General features: G+C 72.5%; 25 protein-coding genes and 1 other RNA gene. 14 read left to right on the forward strand and 12 right to left on the reverse strand.

The genetic code is table 11. The features are described 5' to 3' along the window. Window positions 1–11: 11 nt before the first annotated feature. Together ACIBBF_RS08600 and ACIBBF_RS08605 are read left to right on the forward strand one after the other, a co-directional pair. On the forward strand, window positions 12–206 hold the full coding sequence (locus ACIBBF_RS08600; RefSeq protein ID WP_397412482.1) for a hypothetical protein: 195 nt from the start codon (window positions 12–14) through the stop codon (window positions 204–206). A 320-nt stretch (window positions 207–526) separates the two neighbouring features. Next, window positions 527–820 (forward strand): hypothetical protein, encoded by a 294-nt coding sequence (locus ACIBBF_RS08605; protein WP_397412484.1) that lies wholly within the window; start codon window positions 527–529, stop codon window positions 818–820. Between the two features lie 871 nt (window positions 821–1,691). Here the strand turns inward: ACIBBF_RS08605 and ACIBBF_RS08610 are convergent. Continuing rightward, window positions 1,692–2,519: a YaaA family protein gene (locus ACIBBF_RS08610; protein ID WP_397412486.1), complete on the reverse strand. Its 828-nt coding sequence runs from the start codon at window positions 2,517–2,519 to the stop codon at window positions 1,692–1,694. Between the two features lie 23 nt (window positions 2,520–2,542). On the opposite strand from ACIBBF_RS08610, the gene ACIBBF_RS08615 reads away from it, so the two are divergent. Together ACIBBF_RS08615 and rnpB are read left to right on the forward strand one after the other, a co-directional pair. Further along, on the forward strand, window positions 2,543–2,926 hold the full coding sequence (locus tag ACIBBF_RS08615) for a tautomerase family protein (RefSeq protein WP_397412488.1): 384 nt from the start codon (window positions 2,543–2,545) through the stop codon (window positions 2,924–2,926). 110 nt (window positions 2,927–3,036) lie between these two features. Next, an RNA gene (gene rnpB, locus ACIBBF_RS08620) (RNase P RNA component class A) lies at window positions 3,037–3,433 on the forward strand. 99 nt (window positions 3,434–3,532) lie between these two features. Here the strand turns inward: rnpB and ACIBBF_RS08625 are convergent. Then, a complete protein-coding gene (locus ACIBBF_RS08625) occupies window positions 3,533–5,638 on the reverse strand; it encodes a cytochrome P450 (RefSeq protein ID WP_397412490.1) in 2,106 nt (701 codons plus the stop codon). 258 nt (window positions 5,639–5,896) lie between these two features. On the opposite strand from ACIBBF_RS08625, the gene ACIBBF_RS08630 reads away from it, so the two are divergent. Then, the gene (locus ACIBBF_RS08630; protein ID WP_397412492.1) at window positions 5,897–6,025 is read left to right on the forward strand and encodes a hypothetical protein; all 129 of its coding nucleotides are present in this window, start codon (window positions 5,897–5,899) and stop codon (window positions 6,023–6,025) included. 194 nt (window positions 6,026–6,219) lie between these two features. On the opposite strand, the gene ACIBBF_RS08635 is transcribed toward ACIBBF_RS08630, so the two are convergent. The 3 genes from ACIBBF_RS08635 to ACIBBF_RS08645 all read right to left on the reverse strand — a co-directional run bounded on the left by ACIBBF_RS08635 (window position 6,220) and on the right by ACIBBF_RS08645 (window position 9,927). Next, window positions 6,220–7,452 (reverse strand): cytochrome P450, encoded by a 1,233-nt coding sequence (locus ACIBBF_RS08635; RefSeq protein WP_397412494.1) that lies wholly within the window; start codon window positions 7,450–7,452, stop codon window positions 6,220–6,222. A 432-nt stretch (window positions 7,453–7,884) separates the two neighbouring features. Further along, on the reverse strand, window positions 7,885–8,847 hold the full coding sequence (locus tag ACIBBF_RS08640; protein ID WP_397412496.1) for a phosphotransferase family protein: 963 nt from the start codon (window positions 8,845–8,847) through the stop codon (window positions 7,885–7,887). 183 nt (window positions 8,848–9,030) lie between these two features. Continuing rightward, the gene (locus ACIBBF_RS08645; protein ID WP_397412497.1) at window positions 9,031–9,927 is read right to left on the reverse strand and encodes a MerR family transcriptional regulator; all 897 of its coding nucleotides are present in this window, start codon (window positions 9,925–9,927) and stop codon (window positions 9,031–9,033) included. Between the two features lie 162 nt (window positions 9,928–10,089). Here ACIBBF_RS08645 and ACIBBF_RS08650 point away from each other — a divergent pair, with 162 nt between their 5' ends. Both ACIBBF_RS08650 and ACIBBF_RS08655 read left to right on the forward strand, forming a co-directional pair. Then, window positions 10,090–10,677 carry an HD family hydrolase gene (locus ACIBBF_RS08650; protein ID WP_397412499.1) on the forward strand — a complete coding sequence of 196 codons (588 nt, stop codon included), beginning with the start codon at window positions 10,090–10,092 and terminating at the stop codon, window positions 10,675–10,677. Between the two features lie 41 nt (window positions 10,678–10,718). Next, window positions 10,719–11,342: a maleylpyruvate isomerase family mycothiol-dependent enzyme gene (locus tag ACIBBF_RS08655; RefSeq protein WP_397412501.1), complete on the forward strand. Its 624-nt coding sequence runs from the start codon at window positions 10,719–10,721 to the stop codon at window positions 11,340–11,342. Between the two features lie 2 nt (window positions 11,343–11,344). Here the strand turns inward: ACIBBF_RS08655 and ACIBBF_RS08660 are convergent, their stop codons facing one another. Next, the gene (locus ACIBBF_RS08660; RefSeq protein WP_397412503.1) at window positions 11,345–11,746 is read right to left on the reverse strand and encodes a winged helix-turn-helix transcriptional regulator; all 402 of its coding nucleotides are present in this window, start codon (window positions 11,744–11,746) and stop codon (window positions 11,345–11,347) included. Between the two features lie 27 nt (window positions 11,747–11,773). Between ACIBBF_RS08660 and ACIBBF_RS08665 the strand changes: the two genes are divergently transcribed. Further along, entirely contained in the window at window positions 11,774–12,355 is a 582-nt protein-coding gene (locus tag ACIBBF_RS08665; protein ID WP_397412505.1) for a hypothetical protein, read from the forward strand. A 56-nt stretch (window positions 12,356–12,411) separates the two neighbouring features. Here ACIBBF_RS08665 and ACIBBF_RS08670 read toward each other — a convergent pair whose 3' ends face one another. Next, window positions 12,412–13,227 carry an NAD(P)H-binding protein gene (locus ACIBBF_RS08670; protein ID WP_397412507.1) on the reverse strand — a complete coding sequence of 272 codons (816 nt, stop codon included), beginning with the start codon at window positions 13,225–13,227 and terminating at the stop codon, window positions 12,412–12,414. 85 nt (window positions 13,228–13,312) lie between these two features. Here ACIBBF_RS08670 and ACIBBF_RS08675 point away from each other — a divergent pair, with 85 nt between their 5' ends. Then, window positions 13,313–13,729 (forward strand): winged helix-turn-helix transcriptional regulator, encoded by a 417-nt coding sequence (locus ACIBBF_RS08675; RefSeq protein WP_397412509.1) that lies wholly within the window; start codon window positions 13,313–13,315, stop codon window positions 13,727–13,729. A gap of 13 nt (window positions 13,730–13,742) precedes the next feature. On the opposite strand, the gene ACIBBF_RS08680 is transcribed toward ACIBBF_RS08675, so the two are convergent. Next, window positions 13,743–14,333 (reverse strand): DUF1990 family protein, encoded by a 591-nt coding sequence (locus ACIBBF_RS08680; protein ID WP_397412511.1) that lies wholly within the window; start codon window positions 14,331–14,333, stop codon window positions 13,743–13,745. A gap of 237 nt (window positions 14,334–14,570) precedes the next feature. Here ACIBBF_RS08680 and ACIBBF_RS08685 point away from each other — a divergent pair, with 237 nt between their 5' ends. The 4 genes from ACIBBF_RS08685 (at window position 14,571) to ACIBBF_RS08700 (ending at window position 17,054) form a co-directional block, all read left to right on the forward strand. Continuing rightward, window positions 14,571–14,975 (forward strand): pilus assembly protein CpaE, encoded by a 405-nt coding sequence (locus tag ACIBBF_RS08685; protein ID WP_397412513.1) that lies wholly within the window; start codon window positions 14,571–14,573, stop codon window positions 14,973–14,975. 52 nt (window positions 14,976–15,027) lie between these two features. After that, window positions 15,028–15,483, forward strand: coding sequence for a hypothetical protein (locus tag ACIBBF_RS08690; RefSeq protein ID WP_397412515.1), 456 nt, complete (start codon window positions 15,028–15,030; stop codon window positions 15,481–15,483). Continuing rightward, the gene (locus ACIBBF_RS08695; RefSeq protein WP_397412516.1) at window positions 15,480–16,334 is read left to right on the forward strand and encodes a PHP domain-containing protein; all 855 of its coding nucleotides are present in this window, start codon (window positions 15,480–15,482) and stop codon (window positions 16,332–16,334) included. Before ACIBBF_RS08690 ends, ACIBBF_RS08695 begins: the two co-directional genes overlap by 4 nt. Before the next feature lie 81 nt (window positions 16,335–16,415). Then, window positions 16,416–17,054, forward strand: coding sequence for an Atu4866 domain-containing protein (locus tag ACIBBF_RS08700; protein WP_397412517.1), 639 nt, complete (start codon window positions 16,416–16,418; stop codon window positions 17,052–17,054). A gap of 41 nt (window positions 17,055–17,095) precedes the next feature. Here ACIBBF_RS08700 and ACIBBF_RS08705 read toward each other — a convergent pair whose 3' ends face one another. Then, window positions 17,096–17,530, reverse strand: coding sequence for a dihydrofolate reductase family protein (locus tag ACIBBF_RS08705; RefSeq protein ID WP_397412518.1), 435 nt, complete (start codon window positions 17,528–17,530; stop codon window positions 17,096–17,098). 226 nt (window positions 17,531–17,756) lie between these two features. Next, window positions 17,757–18,524, reverse strand: a complete 768-nt coding sequence (locus ACIBBF_RS08710) for a C40 family peptidase (protein ID WP_397412520.1) — start codon at window positions 18,522–18,524, stop codon at window positions 17,757–17,759. 186 nt (window positions 18,525–18,710) lie between these two features. Here ACIBBF_RS08710 and ACIBBF_RS08715 point away from each other — a divergent pair, with 186 nt between their 5' ends. Next, entirely contained in the window at window positions 18,711–19,373 is a 663-nt protein-coding gene (locus ACIBBF_RS08715; RefSeq protein WP_397412522.1) for a histidine phosphatase family protein, read from the forward strand. 11 nt (window positions 19,374–19,384) lie between these two features. Here ACIBBF_RS08715 and ACIBBF_RS08720 read toward each other — a convergent pair whose 3' ends face one another. Then, complete coding sequence (locus tag ACIBBF_RS08720; protein WP_397412524.1) at window positions 19,385–20,113, reverse strand: GPP34 family phosphoprotein; 729 nt, start codon at window positions 20,111–20,113, stop codon at window positions 19,385–19,387. Continuing rightward, window positions 20,110–20,871 carry a MerR family transcriptional regulator gene (locus ACIBBF_RS08725; protein ID WP_397412526.1) on the reverse strand — a complete coding sequence of 254 codons (762 nt, stop codon included), beginning with the start codon at window positions 20,869–20,871 and terminating at the stop codon, window positions 20,110–20,112. Before ACIBBF_RS08725 ends, ACIBBF_RS08720 begins: the two co-directional genes overlap by 4 nt. Window positions 20,872–20,923 lie beyond the last annotated feature (52 nt).

Here is a 20,923-nt window from a genome sequence, read left to right on the forward strand (position 1 = left end):
GCCCTGGCCGGGTGGGGCTGGGCTGGACCGGGTGGGGCTGGACCGGGTGGGGCTGGACCGGGTGGGGCTGGGCTGGGTGGGGCTGGGCTGGGCTGGGTGGGGCTGGGCTGGGCTGGACCGGGCTGGGCTGGGCTGGGCTGGGCTGGACCGGGCTGGGCTGGACCGGGCTGGGCTGGACCGGGCTGGGCTGGACCGGGCTGGGCTGAACTGGGCCGGTCTGAACTGGGCCGGTCTGAACTGGGCCGGTCTGAGCTGGGCGGGTCTGAGCCGAACCCGAGATCGGCCCCTTGCCCGGCCCCGCTCACCATGTTCGGTGGGGGGGGCCCCGCGGGGGGGGGGGGGGCCCCCCGCGGGGGGGGCCCCCCCCCCCCAACGTCGCCGAGGGGGGGGGCGCCGCGCGGCCCCGGGCGGCCCGGCCCCCCCCCCCCCGGGGTTTCCCGGGGGGGGGGGGGGGGGGGGGGGGGGGGGGGGGGCGCGGGGGGGGGCCCCCCCCACGCCACCCGCGGTCGGTGCTCCGGCGGGTGTCGTGGCGCCGCCCGCCGCGATCCGCCCCGCGGCCGAGAAGCTGAGCGGTGCCACCAGCGCCACGGCGGCACCGAGCACGGTGAAGCCCGCGACGGCCACCTGCCACGTGGGCGCGAGCACCACGAGCGCGAGCGCGGCGAACGCGACCACGGCCCCGACCCGGAGCAGCACGGTGACCCCGAACCGGGTGACCAGCGCCCCGCCGGTCAGCCGGACCACGATGGACGTGACCAGGTACGGGAACGTGGCGAGCGCGACGAGGTTGCCCGGCGCGTCGAACGCCCGCGCCAGGTAGACGGGTCCCCAGGCCGATGCGGCGGTGTCGACCATGTAGAACACGACCAGCCCCGCGCCCACCAGCCAGATGGGACGCCAGGGCACGGGCTCGGCCGGGGTGGTGGTCCCGGCGGGGGCGGACGTCGTGCCGGTCCGCCTGGAGCCTGCCGGCCCGGTCAGTCCCGGCACCGGCCCGGCGGCCTCCGCGCCCCAGGAGGGCCCGGCGCGGCGCCCGGCGTCGTCGTCGGCCCGCTGGTGCGGTAGATACGGTGCGAACGCCGCCACGAGCGGGACCACCACGACGAACACCCCGGCCGCGGGGGAGAGGTGCCCGGTGGCGAGCGACACGGCGGCGGCGAGGATGCCGCCGGTGGTCCACCAGCCGTGCGACGACGGCAGGATGGGCCGGTCGTACCGGTGCTCCAGGTCCACGGCCTGCATGTTCGAGGCGGCGTCGACGAGACCGAGCGCGATGCCGTAGGCGGCCACGCCGCCCACGAAGAAGGCCATGGCGGGTGCCAGCACCAGGGTCGGGACGGCCACCACCATGAGCACGAACGCGATCCGCAGCAGCGCCGCGCTGCCCACGCGCCGCGCGGTGTGCTCGGCCACCAGGGAGCCGGCGCCGGCGAGCAGCACCATCATCAGCAGGAGCAGGGAGAGGGCCACCTCGTCCAGCCCCCAGCGCTCCAGGAACCGCGGCAGCCGGGTGGTGAGGCTGATGAAGACGAATCCCTGCGCGAAGAACGCCGCGGCCACGGCGACGCGGACGCCCGTCAGGCTGTAGGTCATGACGGCACATCCAACCGGTCGCGGCCTGCGGGCGCCAGGGGTGCGGCGCGGTCGTTACCGGAGCGTCGCCGGGCGGGGTGCGGGGGCGGCCGGGCCGCTCAGGCGAGGACGAGCTCCAGGGTGCGCGGGCCGCGCGTTCTGCCGTCGAGCAGGTTGGCCTCGATCAGGGTCTGGTCCTTGCCGGAACCGATCTCGGTGAGCACCACCGAGCCGACCAGCTCCTGCGCCGCCTTGAGCACGTCCTCGCTGGTGCGTGCCTCGTGCTCGCGGCGCAGCAGGTGCCCGGCCAGCACGCCGCGCGTGTGCTTCGCGTTGTGCGAGACGACGGTCCGCTTCCCGCCGGTCTCGCGCAGCACGCGCACCTCGACCCACTCGGCGGCGTCCGCGCCCGTGGTCCGCGGCTTCCAGGCCGCCACGTACGTGGCCGACCGGCAGTCCACGACGACGTCGCCCGCGGCCCGCGCGTCGAGCACCTCGGCCAGGGCGGGCTTCCAGTACGCGGCGAGCCGGCCGACGTCGGGCAGGCTCACGCCCATGCCCAGCCGGTAGGCGGGGATGCGGTCTCCGGGCGCGACCACGCCCCACAGCCCGGAGAAGGTGAGCACGCTCGCGTGGGCGCGCCGGGCGGCGGCGTCGGGCAGACCGGCCAGGCCGGCGGCCGCGTACAGGACCCCCGTGTAGACCTCGGCGGCGCGGGCCGTAGGTGCCTCGCGCAGTGTCGTGTTGCGCGCCACCTCGTCCGCGAGCCCGTCGCCGACGCCGAGCACGGCCGTCGCATCGGGCCGCGCGCTGGTCCGCGCCAGGTGGGTCAGCATCTCCTCGCGGCGCTCGGTGAGCTCCGGGTGGGCCAGGGTGGACAGGTCGAGGGGCGCGGCGCCGTCGGGCGCGGGCGTCTTGCCCTCGGAGGGCGGCAGGAGCAGGAGCACCCGCCTAGCGTAAGTTGCCGCGCATGGCGCAGCTCAAGGTGTACGGCAGGCGGTCGGTGTGGGGCGAGCGACGCACGGAGATCTCCGACGCCCTGCACGACGTGCTGGTGCGCACGTGGCAGCTCCCGCCCGACAAGCGCTTCCACCGCTTCCTCCTCCTGGACGACGGCGACCTGGTCGCCCCGCGCTCGGACGCCTACCTGGTCGTGGAGATCGTCTGCTTCACGGGCCGCAGCCGAGAGGCCAAGCGCGCGCTGATCGGGGCCGTGTACGACACGGTGGCACCTCGTCTGGGCCTGTCGGCCGACGACCTGGAGCTGGTGATCCTGGAGAGCCCCCGGGAGAACTGGGGCATCCGCGGCGTCTCGGGCGACGAGCTGGCCCTGGGCTACCGCGTGGAGGTGTGACGCTGCGCCTGCCCCCGGGTGAGTGCGGGAGTAGTGGCGTTCTGGCCGGTCAGAACGCAACTACTCCCGCACTCACCCGGCGACGTGCTCAGGTACGATTCATCCGCGGACGAGTCGGTCGGGCGGTCGCGTCGGGTGCCTTCGGGCGCCCGCCGAGGAACGTCCGGGCTCCACAGGGCAAGGTGGTGGCCAACAGCCACCCGGGGTGACCCGCGGGACAGTGCCACAGAAAACAGACCGCCCTCGGCCTCGGCCGGGGGTAAGGGTGAAACGGTGGTGTAAGAGACCACCAGCGCTGCCGGTGACGGCAGCGGCTCGGTAAACCCCACCTGGAGCAAGGTCAGACAGACTGTGTTTGAGGGCTGCTCGCCCGATTCTCTTGCGAGAAGCACAGTCGGGTAGACCGCTCGAGCCCTGCGGCAACGCAGGGCCTAGATGGATGACCGTCGCCCGCGCCGGGGTAACCGGGCGCGGGAACAGAACCCGGCGTACAGGCCGGCTCGTCCGCTCTTAAGGCCCTGACCTGCATCGGAGCATCCGTCCGAGGCTCCTTCCCGGGGCCAGCATGGTCGCTGGCCCCGCCGGCCTTTCGTCGACGAGGAGTCGCTACCTCGCGTTGCCAAGGGCGATCCGGCGCCGCAGGGCCTGGGCCAGTGGTGCCTCCCACGCGTCGGTGCCCTCCGTCGGATCGGGACCGTCGTGCGGAAGCCGGGCCATCGTCTGCTTGGTGACGCGGATGGCTTCCCGGTCGCGCCGGGCGATGCGCCGGGCCAGGCGCTTGGCCTCGGCCCACACGTTCTCGGTCGGGACGACGGATTGCACGAGCCCGCACTCCAGCGCCTCCTGGGCGTTGACGGCATCGCCGAGCAGCAGCATCGCGCGGGTCCAGCCGGAACCGATCTCGGCGACCAGGCGGTCCAGCACCTCGCTCGGACCCACCGGGATGCTGACGACCGTCTCGGGCGCGCGGAACCGTGCGTCCTCGGCGGCCACGCGCAGGTCGCTCGCGACCGCCAGCCCGAGCCCTGTTCCGGCGACGTTGCCGTGCAGCGCCGCGACTGTCACCGCCGGGCAGGTGCGCCAGGCGCGCAGCACCTCGTCGCCGAGCTCGACGAGGTTCCGGTAGCCGTCGGGGTCGTTGGTGGCGAGCTGGCCGAGCTCGTCCAGGTCGCCGCCTATGCAGAAGTGGTGCCCTTCGGCGCGCAGCACGACGGCGGCGATGTCGTCGGGCAGCGTCGTGAGCACGTCGCCCAGGGCGGTCAGGGTCGCTCGGTCGAGCCGGTTGTGGCCGTCGGGCCGCGTGAGGGTCACCACCAGCACGGCGTCCTCGCGGTCGACCACGACGGGTCCGGCGGCGGACGCGCTCTCACCAGCACCCACCGCCGCACCAGCACCCACCGCCGCACCAGCACTCGCGGTCGCGGCTCGACGGGGTCGCCGCCGTACCGGCACCGAACGTGTTCCGCGGAAGGCGAGGGTCTCGTCGTAGCCCACTGGCCCGGCGAACTCGAGATCGAACCGCTGCAGCACCTCGGGGAACAGGGTCGTCGCTTCCAGACGGGCCAGCGGCGCGCCCAGGCAGTAGTGCATGCCGACGCCGAAGGCGAGGTTGCGGCGAGGCGGGCGCGAGAGGTTCAGGTCGTGCGGCGAGTCGTAGGCGTCGGGGTCGTGGTTGGCCGCGGCGACCACGGCGTGCACGATCTGCCCGGCCGGCACCGGGATGCCGCCCGGCAGCTCCGTGTCCTGCGCCGCGTACCGGGTCATGAGCTGTACGGGCGATACGAAGCGGACCAGCTCCTCGACGGCGCCGTGCACGGCTTCCGGGTGCTCGAGCATCCACGTGGCCTGGTCGGGCCGGCGCAGGAGCTGCACCACGCCGTCGGACAGCAGGGACGTCGTCGTCTCGAGGCCCGCCTCGATCATGACGTTGAGCTGGGAGCCGGCCACCGCGCGCACCGCGGGGTCGGTCTCTGTGTCGAGCCACTCTCCCAGCGGGGAGTCCTCCGGGAGCCGGGGTCTGGGCTGGGCTACGAGCTGTTCCCAGTACGCGTTCCACAGCTTGCCCGCGCGGTCGGCCTGCGCCATCCGCGCCTTGCTCGGCGCGAGGTCGTGCACGTTCGAGAGCATACGGCTCATCTCGCACAGCAGCGGGATGTCCTCACGCGGCAGCCCGAGAACGATGCAGAGCACCGCCATGGGCAGCCGGTCGCCGACCAGGGCCCCGAAGTCCGCCTCGCCGTCGGCGCGCAGCGCCGCATCGAACCGGTCGAGGTACTCGTGGACGGTCTGGACGATCTGCGGTGTGAGGTCAGCGACCGACCGCGGCGAGACGAACGAGCCAAGGCTGCGGCGCAGCCCGGCGTGCCCGGGCGGGTTGGTGCCGAGCGCGGAGTCGTGCAGGAACTTCAGGCCCGGGTGCCGCACCCACGTCGGCTGGCGCGCGGTGCGCCAGGCTGCGTCCACGGTGCGCCAGCCGGATCCGCTGAGCACCTCGTGGCTCGCGCCGTGCGAGGTGACCATCCAGGCTCCCCACGGCATGCGTACCGCCGGGCCCATGGCCCGCAGCTCGTCGTAGACGGCGTGGGGGTCGGCGCGCCCTTCGGGCGTGCTCAGGTGCCGGATCAGCTTGGTCACGCGGCGGCGGGACTCGCGGTCCGAGCCGGCTGCGGCGGCGTCTGCCGTCTTCCGGGATCTGCCGGTGTGGTCAGGCACTGGGGGCTCCTTCTTCAGCCAAGACACCATCTCGTCTGCCGATGGACAACGTTAAACATAACGTGCATACCGGGCAGAACATATGGCCCTTGCGAGTCGCCGTGTGACTATTGCGTAAACAAGTGACTATGAGGAAGTCATGTGACGGTGCGGTTGGTCTTGTGCGTCGTTGGCGCAACCTGGCAGCCTCGGCAACCGCCTGCCACGCCGCCCCCGGCGTCGAGGACCCCCTGTCGGTTCGTCACGAACGACACCGTCATGGCCGGGTTGGTCGGCGGAGAGGTGCGACGCCTCGGGGAGGCTGCGGTGGACGAGGTCGAGTCCTGGGTGCGCACCGGGACGTTCCGTACGCCGGTGCAGCCGGGGACCCTCACCAGCACGGCCTGAGTCCCCCAGTCGCTGGTGCTCGTCCCGGGCATCGGTAGATCAAGTCGCCAACATCCTCGACGAGGCACGCTGGAACCTCGAGCTCATGCTCACGATGCAGGTCCCCGACGGCGAACCCCGCGCGGGCACGGCGCGCGAAGACCTGCGTGAACGGCAAGGCGCACGTCGATGCCGTCTGACGCTCCAGGGGCAGGTCAGATGCGGGCAGGCGTGCGGGCGGCCTGGCGCTCGGGAGTGAACGTCACCGGCAGCGTGGACGGGTAGCGCGACCACGGCGATGGCGCCCACTTCACCACCGGGTCGGTGAGCCTCAGGTCGAGCCGCTCCATGAGGCTCTCCACCGCGATCTTGACCACGAGCCGCCCGGGGCGCTTGGCGGGGCACGCGTGCGGCCCGACGCCGAACGACAGGTGCGACCGGTTGCCCGCCTCGAACAGGTCGTCGCTGGTGCGCACCCGCGGGTCGTTGTTCGCGGCAGCCACGCCCATCACTATCGCGTCACCGGCGCGGATCCGGGCGGTGCCGAGGGTGCAGTCGGTCACGGCGTACCGGGCGGGCAGGTTCGCCACGGGCGGCTCGCTCCACAGCGTCTCGTCCATCGCGTCGTCCAGGCCGCGGCGCACGCCGGTGAGGCGGCCGGTGTACCGGGGGTCGGTGAGCATGCGGCGAAGCGTGGCCGCGATCCAGGTCACGAGCATCTCGTTGGCCGCGCAGATCGCGACCACCATCGTGTGCACGATCTCGGTGTCGTCCTCGAAGCTCGGGTGCTCGATGAAGCTGGTGGTCAGGTTCGGGCCTGGCTCCGCCCGGGTCGCGATGACGTGGTCCATCACGATCTGGTCCATCCGGACCAGGGCTGACACGGGATCGCCGCCGTGCCCGAAGATCTCGCTCGCGCAGCGCAGCAGGTCGACCCCCTGCCGCTCGTCGAACCCGAACATGGCCGACACTGCCAGGAACGACACCGCCGCCGCATACTCGCCCATCAGGTCCGCACTGCCCTTGGCGGCGAACGAGTCGATGAGCCGGGCGCAGACGACGCGCACGAGCGCTGCCGTCCGGACCTCGTCCATGTCGGCGAACGCCTCGTCCACCGGGAGCCGCAGCCGCCGGTGCTCTGCGCCGTCCGCGAAGTACAGGTTCCGCCGTCCGGTCGGGGACAGGATGGCGTGCAGGTTCGACTGCGGTGGTAGCTGCTCTCTCCAGTGCCGTGGGTTCCGGGCGAAGACGCTCTCCGTGCGCATCACCTCCATCACCTCGGCGTGCCCCAGCACGAGCCAGCCCGGTACGCCTGGCTCCAGGTCCACGGGGGCCACCGGCCCCCACTGGTCCTGCAGCTCGCGCAGTGCCGCAGTCATGTCCTCTGCGCCGGTCAGGTCCACCAGCGCGACCCGGCCCTCGCTCGGCTGCGGTTCCAGGTCAGGCATGCCACTCCACCCGTCGACATCCATCTGAATTATCCACCGAAATCTGGGGCGACCTGCGTAGACGCCCGATCAGGCGTTTCTATCACGGGCAGCAGAGAACACGAAACACGCGGCGTTCTTCCCCACGGCGGCCAGGTCCGGCTCATCGTCGTCGCGAACGCCAGCGCCTGGAACGCCTCTCGCGAGACCCACGCTCCGCTCATGACCGCTCAGGGCCAGCTCGACCCCATCCTGTGATGACCTGCTGTCTGTTCCGGTAGAACGATCGCCATGAGCTGGGTGGCGAACGTCATGATCTCGGACGACATGGACGACGTGGAGAACGCGGAGGCGCTGAGCGAGTGGCTGCGGACGGAGGCTCCCCTCCGGTCGAGTCCTGAGCGTGGCGGAGCACCCGCCGCCGGCACCCCTTGCCGCGTCCGTGCCTGGTCGTCATCGCCAGGCCCGCGATGAGCGAAGCGCCCTCAGCTCGTCGAGGGCGCGATGCCCACGCTCGACCACCCCCGGAACGCCGTCGCGGCGTCCTTCACGGACGGGAACCTCGAGCATGTGGAGCACGTGAGCCGCTGTGAGCACGGCCGCTCCTTCCCCGCCGACCAGATCGAGCACCTTCGTCCACAGTCGCCTTCGGACGTCGTCCAGCAGCGGGTCCTGGAACGAGTACCACACGAGCGTGGTGAGATCGATGGCCCGCGTGCCGCTACCCGCGTTCCCGATATCGACGACCGCCACCACCGCCCCGTCGCGGACCAGAACGTTGCCGGGTGTCGAGAGGTCGGCGTGCACCATGTCCGGTGCCTCTCGTGGTGCCGGGACGTCGGCGCACGCGAGCCGCAAGCGCTCGACCAGGGTCGATACGGCGTCGGAGTATCCCGAGAGCCTGGCGATGGACCGGCGGAGGCGCGCCTGCTCCGGCGTCTCGCTGAACTCCGGCCCGGCGACAGCCGGTTCCACGCCGGTGGCGGCCCGCCAGGCGTACGACCAGTGGTCGTAGGGCTCGGAGCCTTGGCCGGCCTGGAGCTCGACGATCTCCATCAGCTGCTCGACGAGGGACGGCGTGAGCTCGGCCGCGGGTGCCGCGTCGACGAAGTCCGTCAGATGCCACACATGAGTGGCCGTGGCCCCAGCCCCGAGCCACGCCGGGGTCGGATAGCCGCGGCCACGCATGTGCTCGACCACCCTCTGGGCGCGCAACGTCTCGTCCAGGTGCCCGGGGTGAGCGCGGGGAACTGCTTTGAGAACCGCGTCGGTACTGCCGGCAAGCTGCACGCGCACGGCACCACCGTTGGCGCCCCCGGGCAGGCGGCCGAGAAGAGTGACCTCTGCCCCGACCGCACCGGCCACATCATCCAGCAGTTCGGTCGATGGCTCTTCGGGAGGGCTGCTCTGGTTCATCGGCTCGTGGTCGCAACGGCGGGAGCACAGCACATGCGCACCACCCTACGGTCGGACCCGGCCCCGGCGGCCGGTCGCCGTCCGCTCGCGAGGCTCTGGCGGCTGACGCGAGCCGGTCTTGCTCGCGACGCCGACGCTGGCCGCGTGTCCGAGCGCGATGAATAACGGATGGAGCACCATTCTTTACGCATCGTCCAGCAGCTCGCTCCGTGACGCAGCCGTCCCGTGGGTGTCGAGCTCGGCGGCCAGCTCCATGCAGCGCAGACGAGCCGGGGAGACGTCGTAGGGGATCTTCCCGAAGGCTTCGAAGGCGCTCATGGCCTTCTGCCCACCGCCGGCAGCCTCGTCCAGAGCGGGATCCCAGGACTCGAACAACGCCTCGTCACCCTGAGCCAGACCGGACTCCTCGATCACGGCGTGCAGTCTCGCTTCGAAGGAGTGCCGTTCGGCAGCAACCCTGGCCACACGGGGGTCGTCGACGGCGACCGTGTCGTCGAGCGCCTCCTCGGCGGCATCCACCCGGTCGGACTCCTCGCGCAGGTCCCGGTGAGTGGCCAGGGCGATGAACCGGGAGGCCCGGACAGCCGCGCCGAGCGGGCCGAGGACCCGCTCGGTGACCAGCAGGTCGTCCAGGTCCGCCTGCCGCAGCGAGCCCTCGGGCAGGTCCTTGAGGCGGCTGGTGACGACGTCGGAGAGCAGGCCTATCCTGCTGCCTTCGGTGCGCATGCGCTGCACGGCAGCCCGCTGGCGCCGCAGCTCTGCCTCCCGGGCGTCGATGGTCCGCTCCAGCCGGTCCAGGATCTCCACCACGCCGTCGTCTGCCGAGGGCCCGGCAGGATCAGTGTCGGCGAAGGCGTCGCGGATGTCGTCCAGAGCGATCCCGGCGTCGGCCATCGTGCGGATCCACAAGAGTCGGATCATGTCGTCGTAGCCGTAACGACGGCGGTCGTCGCCGCCGCGCTCGGGCTCCGGGAGCAGGCCGATCTCGTGGTAGTGCCGGATCGCTCGCGGCGTGGTGCCGACGAAGGCCGCCGCGTCACCGATCTTGACCTGGCGCGGCGGGATGAAGGACGGATGCATGAGCGGGCCTTCCTGGGAGGGACGTGAGACCAGCGGAACACATGCCGCTACGTGAGGTGCAACTCCAGACGGCCCAGCACCCGGTCGCCGGGTCCACCAGTAGATCGGCCGGCGGCTAGCCTGCATGCGTCGCAGAAGCCTGACAACCAAGGAGGCACCCGCATGGCCGACGACGTCACCGACCCCGCCGCGGCGGGCGTCGCGAACTTCGCGCACGAGATGGGCGTGCTCAAGCGGCTGCGCCGGTCCGGGTGGTGGCAGGTGGGCGTACGCGACCCCGAGTCCGTGGCCGAGCACAGCCTGCGCGTCGCCCAGATCGCCGCGCTGATCGCTGCCGAGGAGGGCGCCGACCCGGCCCGGGCGGCGTACCTGGGCCTGTGGCACGACTCCCAGGAGACCCGGATCACGGACCTTCCCCACTCGTCCCGCGCCTACCTGGCACGGACCGGCGACAACGAGACCATCACCCGGGACCAGGCGTCCCACCTGCCTGACGCGGCGGCGAAGACCGTGACCGACGCCGTGATCGAGTACGAGGCCCAGGCGACCCCGGAATCTCGCTGTGCCAAGGACGCCGACAAGCTGGAGTGCCTGCTCCAGGCCCTGGAGTACCGGGCGGCCGGCCACCAGCACGTCCAGAAGTGGATCGACAGCTCCCGCGCCGGGATCAGGACGGCGTTCGCCGCCCGCGTGGCCGACGCGGCACTGGCGGGAAGCACCATGGCGTGGCACGACCAGGCCGGGTCCTGAGTCCGGGCAGCACCGAGCATCCTGGTCCATACACTGCCCGCATGCCCCACCCTTCCCAGGTCCAGGTACGAGAGCACGCCGCCCTGGTCGACGACCTCCGCACCCTCACCCCGGCCCAGTGGCGCTCGCGGTCGCTCTGTGGCGACTGGACCGTCGAGGATGTCGTCGCGCACCTGGGCGCCGCCTCCACGTCGACCTTCTGGGGTTGGCTGCGCAGCATGGCCGGCGCTCGTTTCGACGCGGACCTGCACAACCAGCGTCGCCTCGAGGAGTTCCGTGCGGACTCGGCGGAGCAGACGCTGGAGCGGTACGCCGCCGTCGGCCCGATCGCGCTGCCGCGCACGGAGAGCGTGGCCGGGCTGGGCGAGCTGCTCGTGCACGCCGAGGACATCCGTCGGCCGCTGGGCCTGGCGCACCGGCCGGACGCCGAGGGGCTGCTCATGGTCGCCCGGTTCTTCGCGACCAGGGACTTTGCCGTGAACAGCAGGTCACTGGTCAAGGGGCTCCGCCTGATCGCCACCGACGCGGACTTCCGGACGGGTGACGGCCCCACGGCGAGCGGTCCGCTGCTCTCCCTGGTGATGGCGATGGCAGGACGGCGCGAGGTGCTGGCCGACCTGGCCGGCGACGGGGTCCCCGTGCTGGACGCACGACTGACTGCGTGACCCTAGCCGACCATGTCGCCGCAGCTCAGCGCCCCCTCCGGCGCGACCGCGCCGTCGGTGCGCCGCAGGTGGGCCTCGCCCCAGACCCGCACGCCCTCGACCACGGGCAGCACCGTGGTCCCGTACGGCGTGAGCCGGTAGATCACGGGCGCCGGGACGGGGCCCGTCACCACACGTTCGACGAGCCCGTCGGCCTCGAGCTCACGGAGCTGCTCGGCGAGCACCTTGGCCGTGATGGGTGCGCCGCGGCGGCGGAGGCCGGCGAAGTGGGACTCGCCGTGGGCGAGCCAGTAGATCAGGGTCAGCTTCCACTTGCCGCCGATCGCGGTGAACGCGGCGGCCATCGGGCAGCCCGGGAGCGGGTTGGGACGAGAGGGGTTACCCGCAGGTGCCTTCTTGTTCATGACCATGCTCCGCTCAATAGTCGAACCATGACGATTCCATACCGACGAATCCTGACTGTAGGCCTGTCCGCCGCCCTGTTGTTCGTGACGGCGGTATCGGGCGACGCCGCGCCGGCCTCCGTGTCATCGACGACCACCGACCCGCAGCGCGACTTCGACTGGGAGATCGGCACCTGGCGCTCGTCCGTGCGGGTGCTCGCCGACCCGCTCTCGGAGTCCCCGGACGAGTGGCTCCGGTTCTCCGGCACCAGCACCGTGCGCCCGCTCTCCGAGGGGCGGGCCAACGTGGTCGAGCTCGCGGTCTCGGGACCGGCCGGCAGCATCGACGCACTCAACCTGAGGCTGTACGAACCGCAGGCGCAGCGGTGGAGCCTCACCTTCGTGAACATGCGCGACGGCCTGCTGACCCCGGCCGTGTACGGCGGCTTCCACGACGGCGTCGGCGAGTTCTACGGCGACGACCGCCTCGGTGACCGACCCATCAAGGTGCGCTTCCTCATCACCCGCGTGAGCCAGGACGAGGCGCGGTTCGAGCAGGCGTTCTCGGCCGACGGCGGCGCGACGTGGGAGACGAACTGGGTCGTGGTGGACCGCCGGGTCCGGCACTGAGGTTGCACCCGCTGCGCCCGTCTCGGCCGTGGAGAGCGACCGAGACGGGCGACGGCCTAGCTGAAGGCGCCGACGTGACGCGCGACCCAGTCGTCGAACGTCCGCGGGCTACGGCCCAGTGCCAGCGCCGTGTCGGGTGACGGCGTCCGCTCGTCCTCGGTCGGGGTACCGAGCGCGTCCAAGGTCCTGTCGACGACCGCCGGGGGCCAGAACTGGGAGAGCTCGGCGAAGGCTTCCTCGCGGGTCTGCTCCACGAACCGGACGTCCTCGCCGAGTGCCGCCGCGATGGCGGCCGTCTGGGCGCGTGGGGTGAGGGCCTCGGGACCGTTGAGCGTGTAGTGCCGGCCCAGGTGAGCGTCCTCCAGCAGAGCCGCCGCGGCGGCCGCGGCGATGTCGGCGGGGTCGATCGGCGGGAGCGGGACGTCGCCGAACGGGGCGCGGACCGTCCGCGCCGAACGGACCGACTCCGCCCACAACAGGGCGTTGGACGCGAAGCCGCCCGGACGCAGGACGGTCCACTCGGGTGCCTCGGTGGTCACGGTCCGTTCCAGGCCGGCCAGGAACGGGTCGTCGCCCCGCGACGTGGCGCGCTGGGAGGAGAGCAGCACGATCCGTTCGACCCCGGCGGATCGAGCGGTCCGGACGAGCTCGGCCACCGGCAGGGTCGGGTCGGGAGCCATCAGGAACATCCGGTCGGCGCCCTCGAGGGCGGGCGCGAGGCCGGCCGGGTCGGCGAGGTCGCCGGATGCGTGCCGGGCGCCGTCCGGCAGGGTCGTCGGACGGCGTGACACGGCGGTCACCTCCTGTCCTGCGGCGACGAGTGACTCGATGAGCGGGCGACCGATGTTGCCCGTCCCGGTGACGACGATCATGACTGTCCTTTCGACGTGGGTACCGGGCGACGCTAAGCAGCAGGCTTACCGAAAGAAAGGGCATACCTCGGGGTAAGGTCCACACGTGGAGAACGGAAAGACGGAGGCGTCCGCAGAGCCTGACGGCCTGCATGACGTGTTTCACACGGACTGCGCGGCCCGGCAGGTGCTCGATCACGTCACCAGCCGCTGGGGCGTGTGGGTGCTGATCAGGCTGGGGGAGCGGCCGCTACGGTTCTACGAGCTGCGCGACCGCATCGAGGGCATCAGCGAGAAGATGCTGTCGCAGACCCTGCGGAACCTCGTACAGGACGACCTGGTCTGGCGCACGGTCGAGCCGACCGCCCCGCCGACCGTCACCTACGGGCTGACGCCATCCGGCACCGGTCTCGGCGAGCGCCTCGCCGCGCTGCTCGACTGGATCGAGTCCACGTTCGACGAGTCCGGTGAGGCCGCCGAACCGTCGTCGGTGGCGGACGCCGTGTCCGCCGTCGGCGCCTGACCGTACCGTCTCGTCACGCGCCTCCGGCGCCGTCGTGCCGGAGAGCCCGGAGATAGCGGCGTCGATAGACCTGCTGCGCGACCAGGATCAACGGGAAGAGCGCACGCCACCGGCCGCGTCCGGCACGCGTCAGGGAGCGGAGCGTGAGGGACACGGTCCCGGCGTCGTCCCGGTGCACGACGAACGCCTCCTCGCCGGAGACCGGATGGCCCTGCAAGGTGCCGTAGGCGAGCGCGGCGCGATGATCGGTCGCCACCGTGGCGACCACCTCGACCGGCTCGCGCACGCGGAGGGGCCCGATCCGCGCCACGAGCCAGTAGCGCCCACCCTGCCGGACGTCGCGCCCCGCCCCGGGCGACGGCTCGACGGCGAACCCGCTGCGGGTCTTGACGCCCCAGGCGAGGACCGCCGCCGAGACCTCCTCCCAGAGATCCGCGCCGGAGCCGAGGGTGACGGTGCGCTCGTAGGCCCGCCATCCGTCGGGCGGCGACCACGCCTCCGACGCCGGGGTCGTCCGGCTCACGACGTCGTAGCTGAGGGCGCGCCTGTCGAGCCGGTTCCCGCCGGCAGCCGCCGGTGCGGCGTCCTTCGCTGTGCTGCCCACGCCGCACATCCTGCCGCACGCGTGCCCGCGGGAGTCTCGCCGCGGGTCCCGGACTGTCGTCGTGACGCGGCACGATGACAGTCCGGGACCCGTCCCCGGCGGCCCCTCACCCGGATCGGCTACGACGACGCACTGCCGTGGTCACGATGCGTGCGTTCCTCGGAGATCCGGCACGGTTCGTGCACCGTCTCCGGAGCAACTGACCCACGGGCCGGTCGCTCGTCCCACAATGGACCGATGATCTCCACCGACCTTGCCGTCCGGCTCCGCGATGCAGGCCTGGTCTGGACCCCGGCCGACGGTGACCAGTTCCAGGTCCGGGCGCCCGACCTCGCCGGAGACGTCTTCACCGTCAGCACCATGACCATCGAGGCGCACGAGTACCCCACGGGCACCATCCTCGGCTTCAACGGCACCACCGAGTGGGCGCTGGACGCCGTGGCGATCGAGGACGCGCTGTGGCTGCCCCGCGAGGACCAGCTCCGTGGCCTCCTGCGCTCGACGTTCCGGGCGCTGCGGCGTCAGGGCGACGGTTACGAGGTGGAGGTCGAGCTGCTCGGGCAGACCCGCGTGTTCGCGGACTCAGATCCCGCGCAGGCGTACGGTGAGGCGCTGCTGGCGCTGATGGACCTCAGCCGCTGAGCCGGACCACCAGGTCAGGACTGATGTCAGTGGCGCCGTGTTCAATGGCCGTATGACATCTCCGGGGAGTGCGACACGCTGGGCGATCGACGCCGTCACCGCACTGCGGATCGTCCGGGACGACGTCGGTGTCGGCACCCGCCGGACGCTCGTCGGCCCCGCCGTGCTGCGCAGCCACGTGCTGTCCATGCTCTACCGGCAGGTGCGGGCCGGTCTGCTGGACGACGAGACGGCGCGGGCGGAGCTCAACGGCCTCGCGACCCTCAAGATCCGGTTGCTGGGCGACCGGGTCTCCCGTGCGACCGCGTGGACGATCGCTCGCCGGCTGGACTGGGACGACACCATGCCGGCCGAGTACCTCGCCGTCGCCACGCTGCAGGCCGACGTGCTCGTGGCCGGCGACGAGCGCATCGCCACCGCGGCAGGGGACCTGATCCCCGTGGCGGACTACGACGACCTGATCGGCGCACCGGCCACGCTGCCCGCACCCGGCGGCGGCACGCCATGACCCTCCCCGCCGACAGCCACGTGCACAGCGAGTGGTCCTGGGACACCGGCGGCCCACGTTCCCACGCCGTCGGGCGCATGCGCGCCACGTGCGCCCGCGCGGTGCGGATCGGGCTGCCGGCCCTGTTCTTCACCGAGCACCTGGACATCCCGCGGAGCTGGCGTGCCGAGCCCGACGACCTGATGCCGCACCAGCGTCACCTCGTCGACGACGCCGGCCTGGTCGACATCGAGCCGCTCGACACGGCCGGCTACCTCGACGCCGTCGACCGGATGCGGCACGAGTTCCCCGGGCTGCGCATCGGGACGGGCGTCGAGTTCGGGCAGCCGCACCTGAACGACGCCCGGGCGGCCCGGGTCATCGACCTGGACCTGGTCGACCGGGTGCTCGGGTCGCTGCACACCGTCGATCTCGGCGGCGGCCACGCCGAACCGAGCCGGCTCTTCCAGGAACACGACCCGGCCGTGGTCATGCACCGGTACCTGGAGGAGGTGCCTGTCATGGTGCGCGGCGCGGACACCTTCGAGGTTTTCACCCACATCGACTACGCGGTCCGGTCCTGGCCCGCCGAGGCGCACGGGCCGTTCGACCCGCTGGCCTTCGAGGAGCCCTTCCGGGTGGCGATGCGGTCGATCGCCGCCGGCGGCCGCGCCCTGGAGATGAACACCCGGCGGCTCTGGCCGTGGATCCCGCAGTGGTGGGCCGAGGAGGGCGGCCGGACCGTCAGCATCGGGAGCGACGCGCACACCCCCGATGCGCTCGCGGCGAACTTCCCCGAGGCCGCCGCGATGCTGGAGTACCTCGGATTCCGGCCGGGCCGCGCTCCCGAGGACCTGTGGGTGCGGGCCTGACACGCCTGCGTGCCTGGGTGCGGCACTCCCAGGAGAGCCGCTGCCTCGTGCGGAGGCGTCTGACACGGCAGTGTGGACGACATGCCCGCACCCGCAGAGCCTCAACCACGCATCGTCGTCACGGGCGCCCTCGTCCACCGCACGCCCACCCGGACCGTCCAGGAGAACCTGGCCACCGACGGCCCGCTGATCGGCGCGTCCACGGACGGGGCCGCCGAACCCCTGGTGATCGACGGCCGCGGAGCCTCCGTCGTGCCGCTCCTCGTCGAGAGCGTCTTCGCCGCGCCCAGCCCGCCCGCCCCCGACGCCTTCGACCTCGGCCCGGGACGGCCGGCCACGTTCGCGGTGGTCGACGGCACGGTCGCCCCGCACCGGATCACCCGCATGCTCGTCGTCGACCCCCGCGCCCTGCGCGCCGTCGTCGTCGACGGACGGGTCGTGGTGCGTGACGGCGTGGCCACCCGACGCCGCGGCACCGGCCACGCGCCGGACGACGCGCGGCTCGGCGCGTGGACCGACCCGCGGCGCGACATGACCCAGTACCTGACGGCCGACGGCCGGTACAGCGAGACGCGGGGCACGACCCGTGACGCCTACACCGGGAGCTTCTGGCTCGACGGCGACCGGATCACCTACCTCGACGACACCGGCTTCTGGGCCTTCGGCCAGTACCACGACGGCGTCCTGCACCACGCCGGATTCGTCCTGCACAGGGCCTGAGGGCGGCGCGGCCCGGCCGACCGCCGGCACGGCTCAGCGTGTCAGCCGTGCAGCGTGGGCCGGTAGACCAGCTCCTGGATGTGACCGTCGAGCGTCCGCTGCTCGAGCAGCTCCAGGTCGAAGTCCGCGGCACCCCGGAAGATCGGGTCGTCCCCGGTCCGCCCGGTGACCACGGGAAAAAGGGTCACCTGGAGCCGGTCCACGAGGCCCGCCGCCATCAGTGCCCGGTTCAGCGAGAGGCTGCCGTGCGAACGCAGTGGCACGTCGGACTCCTCCTTGAGCCGGGCCACGACGTCGACGGCGTCGCCGCGGGCCACCGTCGCGCGCCGGTCGAGCGGGTCCTCCAGCGTGCTCGACACGACCGTGGCCGGCAGGTCGAGCATCCGGGTGACCCAGGGGTCGCCGACCTCGGGCTGGTCGGCGATGGCGGCCACCATCTCCCCGAACATCCGGTAGGTGGTGGCCCCGAACACCATGCGCTGCTCCGGCTCGTACAGCGCGAGGCGGTGGCCGAGCAGCTCGGGCCCCTGCTTGCCTCAGTACCCGGTCCAGTCACCCCCGGCGCTGCCGAAACCGTCCAGGCTGGAAAACACGTCGAACGTGTAGGTGGCGGTCATGATTCCCTCCGAGCACGATGAAGTGCGGTCGAAGGGGGAGACCGGTCGGGCGGCCGGAACTGATCGGCGAACGGCGCCCGTCGGCTCAGGCGACGCGGATGAACGTGGGGCCGGACTGCCAGATGCTCGTGTAGCGCACGCTCTTGCCCGGCACCGGCGCCTCGATCTGCATGCCGTCGCCCGCGTAGATCGCGATGTGGCCCGGGGTCCAGATGAGGTCGCCCGGCAGCGCGTCGGCCCAGGACACCACGGTCCCGGCGTACCGCTGCGACGAGGACGTCCGGGGCAGGTCGATGCCGACCTGCGCGAAGACGTAGGAGGTGAACCCGGAGCAGTCGAACCCGGCGGGCGTCGTCCCGCCCCACACGTACGGCACACCGAGGTACCGCATGGCGATCGAGACCACCGAGGCGCGACGCTGCGCGGCCTCCTCCTCGGCGCGCTGTGCGGCGATCTCCGCCTGGTACTCCGCGTTCTCGCTCGCGGAGACCACCGAGACAGCCGTCTTCTCGACCTTCAGCTCCGCGGTGGGCGCGACGGCGACGACGTTCGCCGCGGCGACCGCCTCCCGGGCCTGCGTCGTCAGGGCGTTGAGGTCGGACGAGTTGAGGGTGCCCTGCATGGGGCTGCCGGTCAGCGTGGCCCCGAGCTCCGTGGCCGGTGCGGCCTGCGCGGGCGGTGCGATCAGCGACAGCAGCACCCCGGAACCTGCGGCGGCGATCACGGCACCGCGTCCGGCGACGGCGGCGGTCTGCCCGGTGGCGGCGCGGGTGAGGGTGGGCAGTGCCGGGCGACGTGCTGCCCGGTGGCGACCGCGGGCACGCAGGGCCGTCGTGGAGGACTGGGGATCCATGAAGGCGGGGACCTTTCAGATCGACGGGGGGACTACACCAGCGCGGCGAGGTGTCTGTCGGGTCCACGTCCCGCGCATAGCGCCCAAGAGTAACGGAACGGACACGATGCGGGAACCACCGTCCGGAAAATCGTCGTACCCCCTCGGGCTCCCCGGCGGCGCGGGTCGTCGGGGAGAATGCACCCCATGCGACTCCTGCTGCTGCGCCACGGACAGACACCCTCGAACGTGGACGGGCTCCTCGACACCGCGAGCCCGGGCCCGGGTCTGACACCGCTCGGTGAGCGGCAGGCCGCGGCCGTCCCGCACGCGTTCCGCGACCGGCAGGTCGACGCGATCGCCGTCTCGTCGCTGGTCCGCACGTCGCTGACGGCCGAGCCCCTGGCCCGGGAGCGGGGCATCGAGCCGGTGTCGCTGGCGGGGCTGCGCGAGATCGAGGCGGGCGGCCTGGAGATGGCGAGCACCCACGAGGCCCACATGCGCTACCTCGACACCGTCTTCGGGTGGGCGCGGGGCGACGTCGACCGGGCCATGCCCGGTGGTCCCGACGGGCGGGCGTTCCTCGCCCGCTACGACGAGGCGGTGGCCAAGATCGCGGCGGGCGGCTGGGACAGCGTGGTCGTGGTCTCGCACGGCGCCGCGATCCGCGCGTGGGTCGCCGCGCGCGTGGCGGGCGTCGACATCGACCACGCGGAGCGGACGGCGCTGGCCAACACCGGCCTGGTGGAGATCGAGGGCGACCTCGACGGCGGGTGGCGGCTGACGGCCTGGTCCGCGGAGCCGGTCGGCGGTCCGGGCGTCGACGCGCTGTTGGCCGACGACCCGACCGGTGAGCCCCTCGACGACTGACGCCCCGGGGTTCAGCCGTTCGCCGTGCTGCCCGCGACGAACACCCCGACGAACAGGTTCGTGGCGATGAGCGCCGCCATGGTGCGGCGCACGGACTCGCCCACGGCCTCCGCGCCCCAGTCCCCGCGCTGGAGCTCCCGGCCGCGGGTGTAGACCGCGCCCGACCACGGGATGTCCTTGTACAGCGCGGGCAGCCCGCCGCTCGCCGCCAGGAGCGCCGCCAGGGCGCCGACGCGTGGTTCGGGGTCCACGCCGTCCACGAGGGCCGCCCGGATGGGGGCCAGCAGCTCCGCGCGGCGGCCCGTGCCGCCGTCGACCAGGGCCGTGGTGGTGATCAGGCCCAGGGCCTTGCGCTTCTCGCGGCCGAGGTGCCCGCGCTCGACGACGCGGTCGATCACCTCCTGGCGCAGGCGCGGGCCGATCTCCAGGATCAGCGAGTGGACGTCCGTGGGCTTGCGGGCGATCCGGTCCCACGTGCCGCGCAGCAGCGGGTCGGACGGCGCCGCGCCGTCGAGCACGCGGACCTCGCGACCGCGCAGCGTGGTGCGCGCGTCGATGTCGACGTACCCGCCCGACGCGAGCTCGACGAGCACCGCACCGGCCAGGGTGTGGAACAGGTTGTTGCCCTCGCCCGCGATCGTGCCCGACCGGGGGTCGAAGAGCAGGAGCAGCACGTCCTCCGCGAGCAGCGGCTCCCGGGACATCTCCTCGTTCGTCGGCGTGGCCTCGTGCTCGGTCATCGGTCCGTCTCCTCGTCGGCGGCTTCCAGCCGGTCGTCGGTCATGCCCTTGATGATCAGGTCAGCCCGGTACAGCACATCGAGCTGGGCGAGGTTGTAGACCTCCCGCAGTGCCGCCACCATCGTCTGCTCGAGCGTCGCGGCCCCCTTCGTCGACCTCGGACCGGGGTCGGTGAGCCAGGGGTACTTGTCGAGGTGCTGCCGGATCTGCGGTGCGAAGTACTCGGCCAGCCGCTGCTTCGTGGCGGCGTCGGCGTCCGCGGGAAGGTTGTCGAACTCGTCGTCCGCCTCCGTGCGCGGGTTCTCGTCGAGCATCTCGCGCAGGTCGCTGAGCGCGCTCTCGTCGTAGAGCTGCGAGTAGATGGTCACGAGGGACCGGTCCTGCTCCGACAGGTGGCGGGACACGGAGCCGAACGTCGCGGGAAGGTCGATGGGCGCCCGGTCCCGCAGGATCAGGGCCAGCTCCGACCGGGCGCGCTGCAGCCGTTCGATGGTGGCCTCGAGCTCGGCGTCGAGCACCCGGAGCGCCTCCGCCGGGTCCTTGTCGGCGCGGCCCATCGCCTCGATCTCGGCGAGCGGCACGCCCAGCTCGCGCAGGCGGCGGATCTGCAGCAGCCGCACCAGGTGCGGCACCCCGTACTGCTTGTACCCGTTGGACCGGCGCTCGGGCTCCTCCAGCAGGCCGGCCTCGTGGTAGTGGCGCACGGCATTGACGGTCGTCCCCGCGAGGTCGGCGATCTGCCGGGTGCTCCACGCCACGGTTCGCTCCTGGTTCCGGTCGGTCAGGTCGGCCGCGGTGCGCGGCGACAGG

This window comes from Promicromonospora sp. NPDC050880, assembly GCF_044456525.1.
GTDB lineage: Bacteria > Actinomycetota > Actinomycetes > Actinomycetales > Cellulomonadaceae > Promicromonospora.

Coding starts and splice junctions, on each gene's coding strand:
- ACIBBF_RS08615 (WP_397412488.1), top strand. CDS start 2,543: ATGGCGCAGCTCAAGGTGTACGGCAGGCGGTCGGTGTGGGGCGAGCGA.
- ACIBBF_RS08630 (WP_397412492.1), top strand. CDS start 5,897: ATGGCCGGGTTGGTCGGCGGAGAGGTGCGACGCCTCGGGGAGGCTGCG.
- ACIBBF_RS08635 (WP_397412494.1), bottom strand. CDS start 7,452: ATGCCTGACCTGGAACCGCAGCCGAGCGAGGGCCGGGTCGCGCTGGTG.
- ACIBBF_RS08640 (WP_397412496.1), bottom strand. CDS start 8,847: ATGAACCAGAGCAGCCCTCCCGAAGAGCCATCGACCGAACTGCTGGAT.
- ACIBBF_RS08645 (WP_397412497.1), bottom strand. CDS start 9,927: ATGCATCCGTCCTTCATCCCGCCGCGCCAGGTCAAGATCGGTGACGCG.
- ACIBBF_RS08650 (WP_397412499.1), top strand. CDS start 10,090: ATGGCCGACGACGTCACCGACCCCGCCGCGGCGGGCGTCGCGAACTTC.
- ACIBBF_RS08655 (WP_397412501.1), top strand. CDS start 10,719: ATGCCCCACCCTTCCCAGGTCCAGGTACGAGAGCACGCCGCCCTGGTC.
- ACIBBF_RS08660 (WP_397412503.1), bottom strand. CDS start 11,746: ATGAACAAGAAGGCACCTGCGGGTAACCCCTCTCGTCCCAACCCGCTC.
- ACIBBF_RS08665 (WP_397412505.1), top strand. CDS start 11,774: ATGACGATTCCATACCGACGAATCCTGACTGTAGGCCTGTCCGCCGCC.
- ACIBBF_RS08670 (WP_397412507.1), bottom strand. CDS start 13,227: ATGATCGTCGTCACCGGGACGGGCAACATCGGTCGCCCGCTCATCGAG.
- ACIBBF_RS08685 (WP_397412513.1), top strand. CDS start 14,571: ATGATCTCCACCGACCTTGCCGTCCGGCTCCGCGATGCAGGCCTGGTC.
- ACIBBF_RS08690 (WP_397412515.1), top strand. CDS start 15,028: ATGACATCTCCGGGGAGTGCGACACGCTGGGCGATCGACGCCGTCACC.
- ACIBBF_RS08695 (WP_397412516.1), top strand. CDS start 15,480: ATGACCCTCCCCGCCGACAGCCACGTGCACAGCGAGTGGTCCTGGGAC.
- ACIBBF_RS08700 (WP_397412517.1), top strand. CDS start 16,416: ATGCCCGCACCCGCAGAGCCTCAACCACGCATCGTCGTCACGGGCGCC.
- ACIBBF_RS08705 (WP_397412518.1), bottom strand. CDS start 17,530: ATGGTGTTCGGGGCCACCACCTACCGGATGTTCGGGGAGATGGTGGCC.
- ACIBBF_RS08710 (WP_397412520.1), bottom strand. CDS start 18,524: ATGGATCCCCAGTCCTCCACGACGGCCCTGCGTGCCCGCGGTCGCCAC.
- ACIBBF_RS08715 (WP_397412522.1), top strand. CDS start 18,711: ATGCGACTCCTGCTGCTGCGCCACGGACAGACACCCTCGAACGTGGAC.
- ACIBBF_RS08720 (WP_397412524.1), bottom strand. CDS start 20,113: ATGACCGAGCACGAGGCCACGCCGACGAACGAGGAGATGTCCCGGGAG.